This window comes from Caballeronia sp. LjRoot34 (assembly GCF_964253815.1).
GTDB lineage: Bacteria > Pseudomonadota > Gammaproteobacteria > Burkholderiales > Burkholderiaceae > Caballeronia.
Genome location: NZ_CAXUSB020000001.1, coordinates 4,244,644 through 4,259,736, shown reverse-complemented (window position 1 = coordinate 4,259,736; position 15,093 = coordinate 4,244,644). Strand labels below are relative to the sequence as shown.

Genomic DNA, 15,093 nt, shown 5'->3' with positions numbered 1-15,093 from the left:
CACGTAAAGAATTGACTATCAGGAGTGACTAATGCAACTCAATCCCTCTGAGATCAGCGAGCTGATCAAGAGCCGGATCCAGGGTCTGGAAGCGAGCGCCGATGTTCGCAACCAAGGCACTGTGATTTCCGTGACCGACGGTATCGTGCGTATTCACGGTTTGTCGGACGTGATGCAGGGCGAAATGCTCGAATTCCCGGGCAATACCTTCGGCCTCGCGCTGAACCTCGAGCGCGATTCGGTTGGCGCCGTGATTTTGGGCGAATACGAACACATTTCGGAAGGCGACATCGTCAAGACGACGGGCCGTATTCTCGAAGTGCCGGTAGGTCCGGAACTGCTCGGCCGTGTGGTCGACGCTCTGGGCGTGCCTATCGACGGCAAGGGTCCGGTCAACGCAAAGATGACCGACGCCGTCGAAAAGATTGCACCGGGCGTGATCTGGCGCAAGGGCGTGTCGGAGCCGGTTCAAACGGGTCTGAAGTCCATCGACGCAATGGTGCCGGTTGGCCGTGGCCAGCGCGAGCTGATCATTGGCGACCGCCAGTGCGGCAAGACGGCTGTGGCCATTGACGCGATCATCAACCAGAAGGGCAAGAACCTCTTCTGTATCTACGTTGCGATCGGCCAGAAAGCTTCGTCGATCATGAACGTGGTGCGCAAGCTGGAAGAAAGCGGCGCGATGGAATACACCATCGTGGTCGCGGCTTCGGCTTCGGAATCGGCTGCGATGCAATACCTCGCACCGTACGCCGGCTGCACAATGGGCGAGTACTTCCGCGATCGCGGTCAAGACGCGCTGATCGTGTATGACGATTTGACCAAGCAAGCGTGGGCGTATCGTCAGATTTCGCTGTTGTTGCGCCGTCCGCCGGGTCGTGAAGCGTATCCGGGCGACGTGTTCTATCTGCACTCGCGTTTGCTGGAGCGTGCTGCTCGCGTGTCGGAAGACTACGTTGAGAAGTTCACGAAGGGCGAAGTGAAGGGCAAGAGCGGTTCGCTGACGGCGCTGCCGGTCATTGAGACGCAAGCCGGCGACGTGACCGCATTCGTTCCGACGAACGTGATCTCGATTACCGACGGCCAGATCTTCCTGGAAACCGACTTGTTCAACGCCGGTATTCGTCCTGCTATTAACGCAGGCGTGTCCGTGTCTCGAGTCGGCGGTGCAGCGCAGACCAAGGTCATCAAGAAGCTGTCCGGCGGTATTCGTACCGACTTGGCGCAGTATCGTGAGTTGGCTGCGTTCTCGCAGTTCGCATCGGACCTGGATGAAGCTACGCGTAAGCAACTGGAACGCGGCCGTCGCGTGACGGAATTGCTGAAGCAGCCGCAATATCAGCCGCTGCAAGTTTGGGAACTGGCGATCGCGCTGTTTGCCGCGAACAACGGTTACCTCGACGATCTCGAAGTTGCTCAGGTGCTGCCGTTTGAAAAGGGTCTTCGCGACTACTTGAAGACGAAGCACACGGACTTGATCAATCGCATCGAACAGAACAAAGACTTGTCGAAGGACGACGAAGGCGCACTGCATGCCGCGCTGAAGGACTTCAAGAAGTCGGGCGCTTACTGATCCTCGTATTGGTCGAACTTTGAAGCGGCGCGGGCCGCTTTCAGAACAAATGAAGCATCCCGCGCCACTTCGATCAAGGAGTAAGCAATGGCTGGAATGAAGGAAATCCGCGGCAAGATCAAGAGCGTGCAAAACACGCGCAAGATCACCAAGGCGATGGAAATGGTGGCTGCGTCGAAAATGCGCCGCGCGCAGGAGCGCATGCGCGCTGCTCGCCCGTATGCCGACAAGATCCGCGACGTCGCGGCTCACATGAGCGCTGCCACGCCTGAGTATCGCCATCCGTTCATGGTTGAGAACAAGGGCGCGAAAGCGGCCGGTATGATCCTCGTCACGACCGATAAAGGTCTGTGCGGCGGCATGAACACGAACATCCTTCGCGCGGCGCTCCTGAAGTTCAAGGAGCTGGAGCAGAAGGGGCAGACGATCGAAGCATCGGCGATCGGCAGCAAGGGTCTGGGCTTCCTGAATCGGTTGAGGGCCAAGACCGTGTCGCAAGTCACGCATCTGGGCGACACGCCGCATCTGGAAAAGCTGATCGGCGCGATCAAGGTTCAGCTCGACCTGTATTCGGAAGGCAAGATCAGCGCGGTTTATCTGGCTTTCACGCGCTTCGTCAACACGATGAAGCAAGAAGCCGTGATCGAACAGTTGCTGCCGCTGTCGGCAAGCGATTTCGCGCGCAAGGACGGCCTGGATAAAAACAGCGAACTGGTCACGCCGAAGACATCGTGGGATTACATCTACGAGCCGGATGCGCAGACGGTCGTCGACGAACTGCTCGTGCGTTATGTCGAAGCGCTCGTGTATCAGGCGGTGGCGGAAAACATGGCATCGGAGCAATCGGCTCGCATGGTCGCCATGAAGGCCGCGTCCGATAACGCGAAGACCGTGATTGGTGAATTGCAGCTCGTGTACAACAAGAGCCGGCAAGCATCGATTACGAAGGAATTGTCAGAAATCGTCGGTGGCGCTGCAGCGGTCGGTTGATCGTGAGCGTCGAATCGAACTGCGCCTGTCGCGCGAGTGAAGAATCAAGTATCTAAAGGAAATGCGATGAGTACTACTGCTTTGGTAGAAGGCAAGATCGTACAGTGCATCGGCGCGGTTATCGACGTGGAATTCCCGCGTTCCGACATGCCGAGAATTTACGACGCGCTCGTTTTGGAAGGCTCGGAACTGACGCTTGAAGTCCAGCAACAGCTGGGCGACGGCGTGGTTCGTACCATTTGCCTGGGTGCATCGGATGGATTGCGCCGCGGTACGGTCGTGAAGAACACCGGCAAGCCGATCAGCGTGCCGGTCGGCAAGCCGACGCTCGGCCGGATCATGGACGTGCTGGGTCGTCCTATCGACGAAGCCGGCCCGATCAACTCGGACGTTACGCGCGGGATTCACCAGAAGGCGCCGAAGTTCGAAGATCTGTCGCCGTCTACTGAACTGCTGGAAACCGGCATCAAGGTTATTGACTTGATCTGCCCGTTTGCGAAGGGCGGTAAGGTTGGTTTGTTCGGTGGCGCCGGTGTGGGCAAGACCGTGAACATGATGGAACTGATCAACAACATCGCTAAGGAGCACGGTGGTTATTCCGTGTTCGCCGGTGTTGGCGAGCGTACCCGCGAAGGGAACGACTTCTATCATGAAATGAAGGATTCGAACGTTCTGGACAAGGTCGCGCTGGTGTACGGCCAGATGAACGAGCCGCCGGGCAACCGTCTGCGCGTGGCGCTGACCGGCCTGACAATGGCCGAGCATTTCCGCGACGAAGGTCTGGACGTGCTGTTCTTCGTGGACAACATCTACCGTTTCACGCTGGCTGGTACGGAAGTGTCAGCTTTGCTGGGACGTATGCCGTCGGCAGTGGGTTATCAGCCTACGCTGGCTGAAGAAATGGGCCGTCTGCAAGAACGGATCACGTCGACGAAAACCGGCTCGATCACCTCGGTGCAAGCCGTGTACGTTCCCGCCGATGACTTGACCGACCCGTCGCCGGCGACCACGTTTGGTCACTTGGATGCAACCGTCGTGTTGTCGCGTGATATTGCTTCGCTGGGTATTTATCCGGCTGTGGATCCGCTCGATTCGACCTCGCGTCAGATCGACCCGAACGTGATTGGCGAAGAGCACTACAACATCACGCGTGGCGTGCAGCAAACGCTGCAGCGCTACAAGGAATTGCGCGACATTATCGCGATTCTGGGCATGGACGAACTCGCGCCGGAAGACAAGCTCGCGGTTGCGCGCGCTCGTAAGATTCAGCGTTTCCTGTCGCAGCCGTTCCACGTCGCGGAAGTCTTCACGGGCTCGCCGGGCAAGTACGTGCCGCTGAAGGAAACCATCCGCGGCTTCAAGATGATCGTGGAAGGTGAATGTGATCATCTGCCGGAGCAGGCGTTCTACATGGTCGGCACGATCGACGAAGCCTTCGAAAAGGCTAAGAAGATCCAGTAAGGGTCGGGTGTAACGCAACGGGCGCTGGCTTTATCCAAAGCGAGCGCCTCGTAATACACTCAACTGGGAGTCGATATGGCAACTATTCAAGTAGACGTCGTCAGCGCGGAAGAGCAGATCTTCTCGGGCCGGGCGAAGTTCGTCGCACTGCCGGGCGAAGCGGGTGAACTCGGCATTCTGCCGGGCCACACGCCGCTCATCACGCGGATTCGTCCGGGTGCGGTGCGTATCGAAGCGGAGAACGGTGACGAAGAGTTCGTGTTTGTCGCTGGCGGGATTCTCGAGATTCAGCCGGGCGTGGTGACGGTTCTGGCCGATACCGCGATCCGTGGCCAGGATCTCGATGAAGCGAAGGCGCTGGAAGCGAAGAAGCGCGCTGAAGAAGCGTTGCAGAACACGGGTTCGAACCTCGAGTACGCAACCGCGCAAGCGGAGTTGGCGTACGCGACGGCTCAGATCGCGGCGATTCAGCGGCTGCGGAAATTGCGCGGTAATCACTGAGTTTTTCGCGAGTTTGGCGAGATAAAAAAGCAGCCTTCGGGCTGCTTTTTTTATTGGCCTTCGAAGAAACGGCGATGCACGGGCTAACACATACGCTCAAGGCCGCACGCTTCCGCGCAAATCTGCACAACCAACATGCGTTGATCCGGACGTTTTTGCGGGTAACTTGCGGGTAACACTCAATGCCCTGGCTTTCCCTCGCGATGCACAATTAGCCTCCCGAATCGCTTTCATGGCGAATCCTCTTCGCCTTTAGCGCCATCCCACGGAGGAGACCTTCGATATGCCTATCCAACCGACGAACGCCGGGCCGCAGATCGAACCACGCGACGGCCTGTCGTACGTTCGCGGCTCGACGGACATCCCACTGAGCGACGCCACCGTTTCCCGCTTCCTGCGCGGTACGGCCGAGAAATACCCCGACCGTCCTGCCGTGATTTTCCGCGAGCAGAACATCCGTTGGACCTGGCGTGAATTCGCCGATGAAGTCGATGTCCTCGCGTCGGGTTTGCTCAAGCTCGGCGTGGGAACGGGAGATCGTGTAGGCATCTGGTCGCCGAACCGCTCCGAATGGTTGCTCACGCAATTCGCCACGGCGCGGATCGGCGCGATCCTGGTGAACATCAACCCGGCGTATCGATTGGCGGAGCTTGAGTACGCATTGAACAAGGTCGGCTGCAAGGCGTTGATCGCAGCGGAACAGTTCAAGACGTCGAAGTATCTGGAGATGCTGCAAACGCTCGCGCCGGAACTCGCGACCGCAGAACCTGGCGCACTAAACGCAACCCGTTTCCCCGATTTAAAAGCCGTGATCCGAATGGGCGAGAGCGCGACGCCCGGCATGCTGCGTTTTCCCGATGTCATGTCGCGCGGCCGGGATCGGCTCAACACGGCACAGCTCGACGCGCTGGAATCGGCACTGACGGCCCACGATCCCATCAACATCCAGTTCACGAGCGGCACCACCGGCAATCCGAAGGGCGCCACGCTTACGCATCACAACGTGGTGAACAACGGCCGTTACATCGCGCGCTCGATGTTGTTCACCGAACAGGATTCGCTGTGCATTCCCGTGCCGCTGTATCACTGCTTCGGCATGGTGTTGGCGGTGCTTGCGTGCGTATCGGTGGGTGCGGCGATGGTGTTCCCCGGCGAAGCTTTCGATCCCGCCGCCACACTCGCCGCTGTCGATGAAGAGCGCTGCACCGCATTGCACGGTGTGCCGACGATGTTCATCGCGGAACTCGATCTCCCGAACTTCGATACGTACGACCTCAGCCGCTTGCGTACCGGGATCATGGCGGGTTCGCCCTGCCCGATCGAGACCATGAAGCGCTTGGTCGCGAAGATGAATCTGCGTGAAATCACGATCGCATACGGGATGACCGAGACGAGCCCGGTGTCGTTTCAGAGTTCGACCACCGATCCCCTCGATAAACGCACCACAACCGTGGGTCAAATCCAGCCGCATCTGGAGGTGAAGCTGGTTGATCCGCTCGGCGAAATCGTCCCGGTTGGCGAGACCGGCGAACTCTGCACGCGCGGATATTCGGTAATGAAAGGATATTGGGGCGACGAAGAAAAAACGCGCGAAGCGATTATCGATGGCTGGATGCATACCGGCGATCTGGCGACGCTCGATGCCGAGGGATATTGCAATATCGTCGGACGTTTAAAGGACATGCTGATTCGCGGCGGCGAGAACATTTATCCGCGCGAGATCGAGGAATTCCTGTTCCGGCACCCGAAGATTCAATCGGCGCAGGTATTCGGTGTTCCCGATAGTAAATACGGCGAGGAAGTATGCGCGTGGATTGTTCTCCGCCAAGGCGAGCACGCGACGGCAGAAGATATTCGCGAGTTCTGCCAAGGGCAGATCGCGCACTACAAGATTCCGCGGCATATCCGCTTTGTCGACGAGCTGCCGATGACAGTCACCGGTAAGGTCCAGAAGTTCATCATGCGAGCGAAGATGATCGACGAACTGAAGCTATCGGAGGCTAAAACGGCTTAACTATGGGTAATTACTGAGATCTACAACCGAAAATGGCCGCCGGAGTAATCACGGCGACCATTTAAGTTCTTACGCAAACGTTTGTATAGACGAAAAAAAAGCGGGCCTGGAGCCCGCTAAAAACCACACGCTACGGGGTTAGCGCGAGGAGACCAAGGGTGGGACCGGCCGATAATTCATCGACCAACGACCCCAACAAACATGTCCCTGAAACTGGGATTCGGCACCAGGCCGACCGCCGAATGCAACTCAAAACGTTGTAGTTCACCAACGCTGCACTCGGTCACATCCGTGTTGAGACCGTTGAAGAGATTGTGGGCGAATAATCCGGGCATCACCGTAACAAAGTGTTTCAGGTTGTAACCCTTGACGCACGGGGTTCGGCGATTATTTCGTCCATATTTTGTCGATTATTGTGATTTACGAGCCAATATTTCGGCGCCTCTTAGAAATGCTCGCGCTGCCGAGCACGATATGTAGATTTTAAGGACAATTAAAAAACGTCGACCCGACCGGGCGGCGAACTGTACTGGAGACAAGCGCATGACCATCGACGCAGACCTTCTCGCCTACTATGCCAGGGTGGCCACGGCGTTCCCCGAACTGCCGGCCGATGCCGATCCGATCGCCATACGCCGACAGTTTCAGAATGTGGCGCGCGAGTTCGCCGCGCCCCGTCCGGCGGGGTTGGACGTTGAGGATACGGTCTTGCCGCTTGACGGGCGTACGCTGCGGGCGCGGATTTATCGGCCGGCGGGGGCCAGAAGGCCATTGCCGCTGGTGGTCTATTTTCATGGCGGCGGCTGGGTGGTCGGGGATCTGGACACGCACGACCTGATGATCGCGCGATTCGCCCTGGACTCGCATTGCGCGGTCGTGAGCGTGGATTACCGGATGGCGCCGGAGCATCCGTTCCCCGCGCCCGTTGACGATACGGTCGACTCTCTGCTGTGGCTTGCCGAGCATCGGTCGCGTCTGGGCTTCGCGACCAACCGGCTGGGCGTGGCCGGCGACAGCGCGGGCGGCCATCTCGCGGCCGTCGCTGCGCGTGCTGCGAACGATCGTGTAGCCGGTCTGGTCACCGCGCAGTTGTTGATCTATCCGGTGGCGCGCTGCCGTTTCGAGGGCGGCAGCTTTACAGCCAACGCCGAAGGGCCGGGTTTGACCACGGAAGAAATGCGCTTTTACTGGGCCCAATTCCTGACGGCTGAACCGCCGGCCGATGACGACGTGCGTGCTTTCCCGCTCGCGCAATCCTACGATCGGACGCCGGCTCGGGCGTTGATCGTGGCTGCAGCCTACGATCCGCTCTACGACGACGCACACGAATTCGCACGTTTTCTGGAGGCGAATGGCGGGCGTAGCGAGGTAATCGACGCGCACGACATGACGCATGGCTTCGGCCGGATCCAGGCGCATTCGAAAGCGGCGGCGCTCTGGATGAAAAAAACGTCGGAACGCTTCGGTGAATTGTTACATGCAGAGCGTTGACTTTTCGATGCCGAGCGACATTAACTTACGTGATGCTTACGTAGAGTTATCAACCTGCTGAAGCTGACGTGGGCGTGAGCGGTTGTGCAAAAAGGGCGGTCGCGACCGCACGGCAGCGCGCCGAATCTTTCGCCCGCGCCCACGATGGCACCATCGATTAAGCCATGGCGGCTCATGATTCGGACCCTCAGATTGAAGGTAATGCATTTGCATTGACGTGGCAATTCGTTTGCATTACCATGTGTGCCGTTGTTACGGAATGGGGTCCGACATGTCATACGCAATCGAGAACGATTTCGCGATGGAAGCTGAATCATCGCTGACCGACCGATATCAAACCACGGTGCCGGAGACGATCCGGCGTGCGCTCAAGCTCGGCAAGCGAGACAAGATCCACTATCGCGTCAAGCCGACTGGCGAGGTCACCATGACCCGGGTCGCAGCCGACGAAGAAGATCCTGCCTTTGGTCCGTTTCTGGACTTTCTGGCGCACGATATCGAACGCCATCCGGAGCGCCTGAAGTCATTCGCACCCGAGTTTGTCCAGAGCCTTCGGGCGCTGACGAAGGACGTTGTCTTCGATATTGATGCGCCGCTTTCACCGGACGATGAATGACCGCACGACCAGTTCCTCTTGTCGTCAACGGGTGGACGATTTTCGGCCACCCGCTTTTCATCGATCAGCTTGAACCGCTCTACTCGGAAGTCTTCGCGCTCAGTCAAAAGGATCCCGACAATTTCCACAAGAAGAATGCTGCCAAGCGGCTCGCCGTAATCGCGCATCTGATGCTGGACGCGATCCCACAGGATCCGGAGAAGGCTGAATATCGACAGGGCACCACGCTCGGCGATGATCGTAAGCATTGGTTTCGCGCGAAGTTTTTCCAGCAGTACCGTCTGTTCTTCCGTTACCACAAGGCTTCGAAGATCATCCTCCTCGGCTGGGTAAATGATGAGGAAAGCAAGCGCGCCTACGGCTCGGGAAGCGACGCCTACAAGGTCTTCTCAAAAATGCTGGGTAAGGGTCAACCGCCTGATGACTGGGACCAACTACTCGCCGAGGCGACCGCCGCGTCGGGCCGATGGGCTGAAACGCTCCAAGCCGTCGGCAATCTGAACAAATGATGGGAAAGAGTCGCCCCCAGGCTAGGCCGCGACCGGCCGCCTGCAGTCCTCATTTCAGCCATTTATCGAGCATTGCCTGAAACTCGCCTGTCGAGCGTGACAGGTGCAGCCATTGATCGACGTACTGCTGGAACACCACATCGCCCCGTGGCAGCAGGTACGCTTTTTCTCCGAACTGGAACGGCTTGTCCGGATGGACCGAGCACAGGCCTGGATTCAGCTTTTGCTGGAGCAAGGTTTCGGAGGCGTCGGTGACCATCACGTCGGCTTGGTCGTCGAGGATTTGTTTGAAGATGGTCACGTTGTCGGGGTACTCGATCAGTTGCGAGTGCGTGAAGAACTGCTTCGCGAACTTCTCGTTTGTGCCGCCCGGATTGACGATGGTGCGTACGCCGGGTTGATCGATTTGCGCGACGGTCTGGTATTTATCGACGTCGGCGCAGCGGACGATGGGCGTCTTGCCGTCGACCATATAGGGTTGCGTGAAGAACGCGCGTTTCTGGCGTTCGAGCGAGGTTGAAACCCCGCCGACTGCGATGTCGCACCTTGCGACGAAATCGTTCATCAAGTTCGACCATGATGTCTTGATGAACTCGGCTTTGACGTTCATCGACTGGGCGAGGTTTTGTGCGGCATCAATGTCGATGCCTTCGAACTGGCCGTCGGGCCTCAGGAACGAGTACGGCTTGTAATCGCCGGTCGTGCAGATGCGCAGTGTGCCGCGGGCGAGGATTTCGTCGAGTCTCGATGGGGTGGGCGGAGTTGCCTGAGTGCTGGCCGGTGATGTCGCGACGGGGGCGACGGTGATGCTGCCGCCTTGCACGGTTTGCGCCTGCGCGCCGATGGTGAAGTCGAGCAGCAGGGCGCAAACACCTGTGCGAAAGACACTGCGAAGTGACGCGCATCCAAGGGCAAGAACTTTCATCGATACTCCTGGAAAGATTATTTCAGTCGCCGATAGGGCGTCGTTGGCACTCGGTCCGGGGTTTGGGGTGGTTCTGGGGTTGGGGTTGGGGTCAGTGCCGGTTTGCCTGGTTCATGGGTCAGCGGTCGGGGTTGATGCCGGGTTGGTGCTTTCAGTGTTAGCGGTCTGCCTGACTCGGATTTTCTCTTTATCACTATTAGCCACTGTGCGTGGCGGCACGTCATTTCTTTGTCCAAAGCGACAAAGAAACGAAGCAAAGAAAACGCTTTCAAACACGCTACCCTAAGTGTCCACAGCGTGCAGTTTTCATTCATAGGTGCCCCAAAAGCACGGTGCTCGCCAGAGCCACGGATGTGTGAAACCCTCCTTCTCGCGAATCCTGACACGAACACGCTTCGCCCCGTACGCTCTCGGGCAAGCACCATTGCCAATGAACCCGCACGGCCTCACAGGTATTTACGGCTGCGGTTTTTTGACAGGTTAGCTACTGGGTCTGTGCGACCGTATTCGTAGGCCACAGCTTGATGCGTGTTTGTGGTTACTGCTTCAGTTTTTGTGAATTGGCGGCGCGTTCTGTACAGCTATTTTCGTCGGTTACGGCCGCACGCATTTTCGTGACCTGGTTTCTCCGTGGGTTAGCGAGGTGGTTCGAGGTGCGCACATAGTTGGTGGTTGGTGTCCGCGGATAGCGCGGGGTGCTCCTTGGGCAGGTTCAATCACTGGTGGCGAAGCGTGTGGGTATCGGTGTTCGGAGAAGGAGGGGTTCACACATCCGTGGCTCTGGCGAGCACCGTGCTTTTGGGGCACCTATGAATAGAAACTGCACGCTGTGGACACTTAGGGTAGAGCGGTTAAAGCGTTTTCTTTGCTTCGTTTCTTTGTCGCTTTGGACAAAGAAATGACGTGCCGCCACGCACAGTGGCTAATAGTGATAAAGAGAAAATCCGACTCTCGCAGACCACTAACGCCGAAAGCACCAACCCAGCACTGACCCCGACCGCTAACCCCGGAACCAGGCACCCCGCACCAACCCCGCCCACCAACCCTAAATCGCGTGCGAACGACCACCCCGGCCCGAGTGCGAGCGACGACCCCCGTCCGGTAGAATGTCCCTTTGCCCTACGCTCCAAGCCACGTGCCTTCCACACTCCTGAACGACACTTTCCTGCGCGCGCTGCAGCGCCAACCCACCGACTACACGCCGATCTGGCTGATGCGTCAGGCGGGCCGCTATCTGCCCGAGTACAACGCCACGCGTTCTCGCGCCGGTAGCTTCCTGGGCCTCGCAACCAATCCCGATTACGCAACGGAAGTCACGCTTCAGCCGCTGGAACGCTTCCCGCTCGACGCCGCCATCCTGTTCTCGGACATCCTGACCATCCCCGATGCAATGGGCCTCGGCCTGAATTTCGTCCAGGGCGAAGGCCCCCGATTCGAGCGCACAGTCCGCACCGAAGAGGACGTGGCCAAACTGCACGTGCCGGATATCGACGCGACGCTGCGCTACGTGACCGACGCGGTATCGCAAATCCGCCGCGCACTCACCGACGCCCAGGGCCGCCAGAAAGTGCCGCTGATCGGTTTTTCAGGCAGCCCCTGGACACTCGCCTGCTACATGGTCGAAGGCGGCGGATCGCCCGATCACCACACGGTCAAGGCCATGGCTTACACGCGGCCAGACCTGATGCATCGCATTCTCGATATCAACGCGCAGGCGGTCGTCGCTTATCTGAACGCGCAGATCGAAGCGGGCGCGCAAGCCGTGATGATCTTCGATACCTGGGGCGGTGCACTCGCCGACGGCGCGTATCAACGCTTCTCGCTCGACTACATCGCGAAAGTGGTCGCAGGATTGAAGCGCGAACACGACGGCGTCAAGGTGCCGGTTATCACGTTCACGAAGGGCGGCGGTTTGTGGCTGGAACAAATCGCCGCAATCGGCGTGGACGCGGTGGGTCTCGACTGGACCGTAAACCTGCGCCAGGCGCGTGAAAAGGTGGGCGATCGGGTCGCGCTCCAGGGCAACATCGATCCAGCGGTGCTATTCGCATCGCCGGCCGTGATTCGCACCGAAGCGCGCGCCGTGCTCGACAGCTTCGGTAATTTCCCCGGCCATGTCTTCAATCTCGGCCACGGTATCTCGCAATTCACGCGTCCGGAGAACGTGGCGGAACTCGTTGACGAAGTACATCGCCACAGTCGCGCCATCCGGGCAAAGAACTGACGTTTGGTCAAAAAAGATTGCTGCCCTGCGTCACGAAAAGCTTACGTCAAACGTTTGGGCGGCAAGACAAAAGTGCCGCCAAATGCCCGTAGATTGGCCGTTCCGCCAATGTCAAGAGTTGACTTATGCACATTTTGTACGTTGCGGCGCGCCATCTTCAATTCAGACCCAAACGCCATGATGAGGGCATGTTTTGTGTCTTCAAATACATGATTAATAAGAGAAATTCGAGATCAACCCGGAATGTGGGCTACCGCACACAACGAGCGAGATCGCCACTTTTTGTCCGTGTCAATCAAAGTTCTCAACAAAGTTATCCACAGGCCTGTGGAAAGCTTCGAAATCTCAAAAATAATCCACAGCTTAGCGTCGATTGTGATGTTTCACTTTAACTACGCCCCGCACAGTCAAATGTTCAGGTGGAACGGTTGCTCAGGCGTGGCTTGCGGCCGGTGGAACAATTGAGCGTCTTTGTCCGCGTCGCGCTGGACCATCCTCTACCGACGCTTTTCGACTATCGATACGATCTGGCCCCCATGCCGCTGCCCGGCATGCTGGTACGGATTCCGTTCGGACGTCGCGATGCGGTCGGCCTGATTTGCGAGGTCACGGATCACACCGACGTGCCGGTGGACAAGCTGCGTGATGTGGCCGCTATTTGCAGCACGCTCGCGCCGCTTGCCGACGAATGGCGTGCGCTGACGCTGTTCGCGGCCGAGTATTACCAGCGCGGTCTGGGCGAAGTGGCGTTGCCCGCGCTGCCGCAGGTTCTGCGCGACGCCTCGCGCTGGGCGAAATTGCTCGCGCCGGAGGAGCGGTATCGGTTGATGCCGGAAGGGCGCGCGAGTTTGCCCGATGCGTTGCCGGCGCGCGCCACCGCGCTGCGCCGTCTCGCCGATGCCCTCGCTGCCAATCCCACGTTACCCGCTGCCGAGGCCCGCGCGCTGCATCCGAAAGCGCGCGCCACGCTCGATGAATGGCAGATGCGCGGATGGGTCGCGCTGGAAACCGGTGATGTGCCGGAGCAGGACATTGGGCTGGCGCCCGCGGTTGAAAAGGCCGCGCTGCACGCCGCCGACGCGCTTTTGCCGCAATTGACCGCAGAGCAATCCGATGCCGTCGATGCAATAACCGGCGCGAAAGGTTTCGCCGCGTTCTTGCTCCACGGCGTAACCGGCAGCGGCAAAACCGAGGTCTATCTCCACGCACTGGCCCATTTACTTGGTTCGCGCCCTGACGCGCAAGCGCTCGTGCTCGTCCCGGAAATCAATCTCACGCCGCAATTCGAAGCCGCTTTCCGCACGCGTTTCGCCGCGCTGCCGGAGGGCGCCATCGTGACGATGCATAGCGGGCTGGCCGAAGGCGAGCGCGCACGCAACTGGCTCGCGGCGCACACGGGCCGCGCGCGGCTCGTGCTCGGGACGCGGCTGGCGGTGCTGGCGTCGTTACCGAAGCTGGCGCTGATTGTGGTCGATGAGGAACACGATCCCGCTTACAAGCAGCAGGAAGGCTTGCGCTATTCGGCGCGGGATCTCGCGGTTTATCGGGCGAACAAGTTGGAAATTCCGGTGGTGCTGGGGTCGGCGACGCCATCGCTCGAAAGCTGGTGGCAAGCCGAGCAGGGCCGATACACCAAGCTCACGCTCACGCGCCGAGCCGTGGCGACGGCGGTTCTGCCAAGCGTCCGGCTGATTGACCTGGAAGAGGAACGGCAGCGCGGTCGGGCGTCCGTGGAGGGCTTGTCGGGGCCGCTGATCGCCGCGATGAAAACGCGCCTGGAACGCGGCGAGCAAAGCCTCGTGTTCCTCAACCGGCGCGGTTACGCGCCCATCCTTTCGTGCGACGCGTGCGGCTGGGTCGCCGGCTGTCCGCGATGCAGTGCCTACGTCGTGCTTCACAAGCCGGAGCGCGCGTTGCGTTGCCACCATTGCGGCTGGGAATCGCGCATTCCTAAGTCGTGCCCGGACTGCGGCAATGTGGATATCGCGCCGATGGGTCGCGGCACGCAGCGCGTCGAAGAAACGCTTGCGACGGCTGTGCCGGGAGCGAGGGTTCTACGTATCGATGCCGACAGCACGCGGCGCAAGGGCAGCGCGCAAGCCCTTTTCTCCGATGTCCACGCGGGCGAGGTCGATATCCTCGTCGGCACGCAGATGATCGCAAAGGGGCACGACTTTCAGCGCGTGACGCTGGTCGGCGTGCTCAATGCCGATACCGCGCTTTTTTCCCACGATTTCCGGGCCAGCGAGCGGCTTTTCGCTCAACTGATGCAGGTTAGCGGTCGGGCCGGGCGCGCCGGTTTGCCGGGCGAAGTGATGATCCAGACGCGCTATGCGCGGCATGCGCTTTATCACGCGCTGGCGCGGCACGACTACGTTGGGTTTGCCAATTCCACGCTAGCCGAGCGCCGTGACGCGCATTTGCCGCCGTTCGTCTATCAGGCGATGCTTCGCGCCGAAGGACGCACGCTCGAGGCCGCGCTGGACTTTCTGGGGGCTGCGGCGGCGGAGTTCGCGGCGCTGGCCGGCGCCGAACGCGTGACCGTGTACGACGCGGTGCCGCTGACCATCGTGAAGGTGTTTAACGTGCACCGCGCGCAATTGTTGTTGGAATGCGCGTCGCGGGCCGTGTTGCAGAATGCGTTGCGGGCCTGGCAGCCGGCGTTACGCAGCCTCAAGGTAAAAGGCGTGATCCGATGGAATGTCGAGGTCGATCCACTCGATATCTAGTTTCGCTTGCGTCGGTAAGTGGGTTTTAGCCTCGCGTTGCCCGGCGCCTCTGCTCGTTCT

The 15,093-nt window shown here is 59.4% G+C and carries 11 protein-coding genes; 10 read left to right on the top strand and 1 reads right to left on the bottom strand.

Going from position 1 to position 15,093, the window contains the following annotated elements:
• Nucleotides 1-31 precede the first annotated feature (31 nt).
• From atpA to ACSQ36_RS19145, 8 genes are all read left to right on the top strand, one after another.
• Nucleotides 32-1,573, top strand: coding sequence for a F0F1 ATP synthase subunit alpha (atpA, locus tag ACSQ36_RS19180; RefSeq protein WP_436183022.1), 1,542 nt, complete (start codon nucleotides 32-34; stop codon nucleotides 1,571-1,573).
• A gap of 87 nt (nucleotides 1,574-1,660) precedes the next feature.
• Nucleotides 1,661-2,563 (top strand): F0F1 ATP synthase subunit gamma, encoded by a 903-nt coding sequence (gene atpG, locus ACSQ36_RS19175; RefSeq protein WP_213765018.1) that lies wholly within the window; start codon nucleotides 1,661-1,663, stop codon nucleotides 2,561-2,563.
• A gap of 66 nt (nucleotides 2,564-2,629) precedes the next feature.
• Nucleotides 2,630-4,024, top strand: coding sequence for a F0F1 ATP synthase subunit beta (gene atpD / locus ACSQ36_RS19170; protein WP_213765017.1), 1,395 nt, complete (start codon nucleotides 2,630-2,632; stop codon nucleotides 4,022-4,024).
• 75 nt (nucleotides 4,025-4,099) lie between these two features.
• Complete coding sequence (locus tag ACSQ36_RS19165; RefSeq protein WP_031364241.1) at nucleotides 4,100-4,525, top strand: F0F1 ATP synthase subunit epsilon; 426 nt, start codon at nucleotides 4,100-4,102, stop codon at nucleotides 4,523-4,525.
• 283 nt (nucleotides 4,526-4,808) lie between these two features.
• A complete protein-coding gene (locus tag ACSQ36_RS19160) occupies nucleotides 4,809-6,539 on the top strand; it encodes an AMP-binding protein (protein ID WP_436183021.1) in 1,731 nt (576 codons plus the stop codon).
• Between the two features lie 543 nt (nucleotides 6,540-7,082).
• Nucleotides 7,083-8,030 (top strand): alpha/beta hydrolase fold domain-containing protein, encoded by a 948-nt coding sequence (locus tag ACSQ36_RS19155; RefSeq protein ID WP_436183020.1) that lies wholly within the window; start codon nucleotides 7,083-7,085, stop codon nucleotides 8,028-8,030.
• 271 nt (nucleotides 8,031-8,301) lie between these two features.
• Nucleotides 8,302-8,646 carry a type II toxin-antitoxin system PrlF family antitoxin gene (locus ACSQ36_RS19150; RefSeq protein ID WP_255631413.1) on the top strand — a complete coding sequence of 115 codons (345 nt, stop codon included), beginning with the start codon at nucleotides 8,302-8,304 and terminating at the stop codon, nucleotides 8,644-8,646.
• Nucleotides 8,643-9,155, top strand: coding sequence for a type II toxin-antitoxin system YhaV family toxin (locus ACSQ36_RS19145; protein ID WP_436183019.1), 513 nt, complete (start codon nucleotides 8,643-8,645; stop codon nucleotides 9,153-9,155). The genes ACSQ36_RS19150 and ACSQ36_RS19145 overlap by 4 nt, the downstream gene beginning before the upstream one ends.
• 49 nt (nucleotides 9,156-9,204) lie before the next feature.
• Here ACSQ36_RS19145 and ACSQ36_RS19140 read toward each other — a convergent pair whose 3' ends face one another.
• Nucleotides 9,205-10,080, bottom strand: coding sequence for a transporter substrate-binding domain-containing protein (locus tag ACSQ36_RS19140; RefSeq protein WP_436183018.1), 876 nt, complete (start codon nucleotides 10,078-10,080; stop codon nucleotides 9,205-9,207).
• Between the two features lie 1,135 nt (nucleotides 10,081-11,215).
• On the opposite strand from ACSQ36_RS19140, the gene hemE reads away from it, so the two are divergent.
• Both hemE and ACSQ36_RS19130 read left to right on the top strand, forming a co-directional pair.
• Nucleotides 11,216-12,304 carry a uroporphyrinogen decarboxylase gene (hemE, locus tag ACSQ36_RS19135; protein ID WP_031364245.1) on the top strand — a complete coding sequence of 363 codons (1,089 nt, stop codon included), beginning with the start codon at nucleotides 11,216-11,218 and terminating at the stop codon, nucleotides 12,302-12,304.
• A 461-nt stretch (nucleotides 12,305-12,765) separates the two neighbouring features.
• On the top strand, nucleotides 12,766-15,033 hold the full coding sequence (locus ACSQ36_RS19130; RefSeq protein ID WP_436183017.1) for a primosomal protein N': 2,268 nt from the start codon (nucleotides 12,766-12,768) through the stop codon (nucleotides 15,031-15,033).
• The last annotated feature ends 60 nt before the right edge of the window (nucleotides 15,034-15,093 follow it).

What these genes read in the sequence shown, in the direction of transcription:
- atpA (WP_436183022.1), top strand. Translation starts at nt 32, where the DNA reads ATGCAACTCAATCCCTCTGAGATCAGCGAGCTGATCAAGAGCCGGATC.
- atpG (WP_213765018.1), top strand. Translation starts at nt 1,661, where the DNA reads ATGGCTGGAATGAAGGAAATCCGCGGCAAGATCAAGAGCGTGCAAAAC.
- atpD (WP_213765017.1), top strand. Translation starts at nt 2,630, where the DNA reads ATGAGTACTACTGCTTTGGTAGAAGGCAAGATCGTACAGTGCATCGGC.
- ACSQ36_RS19165 (WP_031364241.1), top strand. Translation starts at nt 4,100, where the DNA reads ATGGCAACTATTCAAGTAGACGTCGTCAGCGCGGAAGAGCAGATCTTC.
- ACSQ36_RS19160 (WP_436183021.1), top strand. Translation starts at nt 4,809, where the DNA reads ATGCCTATCCAACCGACGAACGCCGGGCCGCAGATCGAACCACGCGAC.
- ACSQ36_RS19155 (WP_436183020.1), top strand. Translation starts at nt 7,083, where the DNA reads ATGACCATCGACGCAGACCTTCTCGCCTACTATGCCAGGGTGGCCACG.
- ACSQ36_RS19150 (WP_255631413.1), top strand. Translation starts at nt 8,302, where the DNA reads ATGTCATACGCAATCGAGAACGATTTCGCGATGGAAGCTGAATCATCG.
- ACSQ36_RS19145 (WP_436183019.1), top strand. Translation starts at nt 8,643, where the DNA reads ATGACCGCACGACCAGTTCCTCTTGTCGTCAACGGGTGGACGATTTTC.
- ACSQ36_RS19140 (WP_436183018.1), bottom strand. Translation starts at nt 10,080, where the DNA reads ATGAAAGTTCTTGCCCTTGGATGCGCGTCACTTCGCAGTGTCTTTCGC.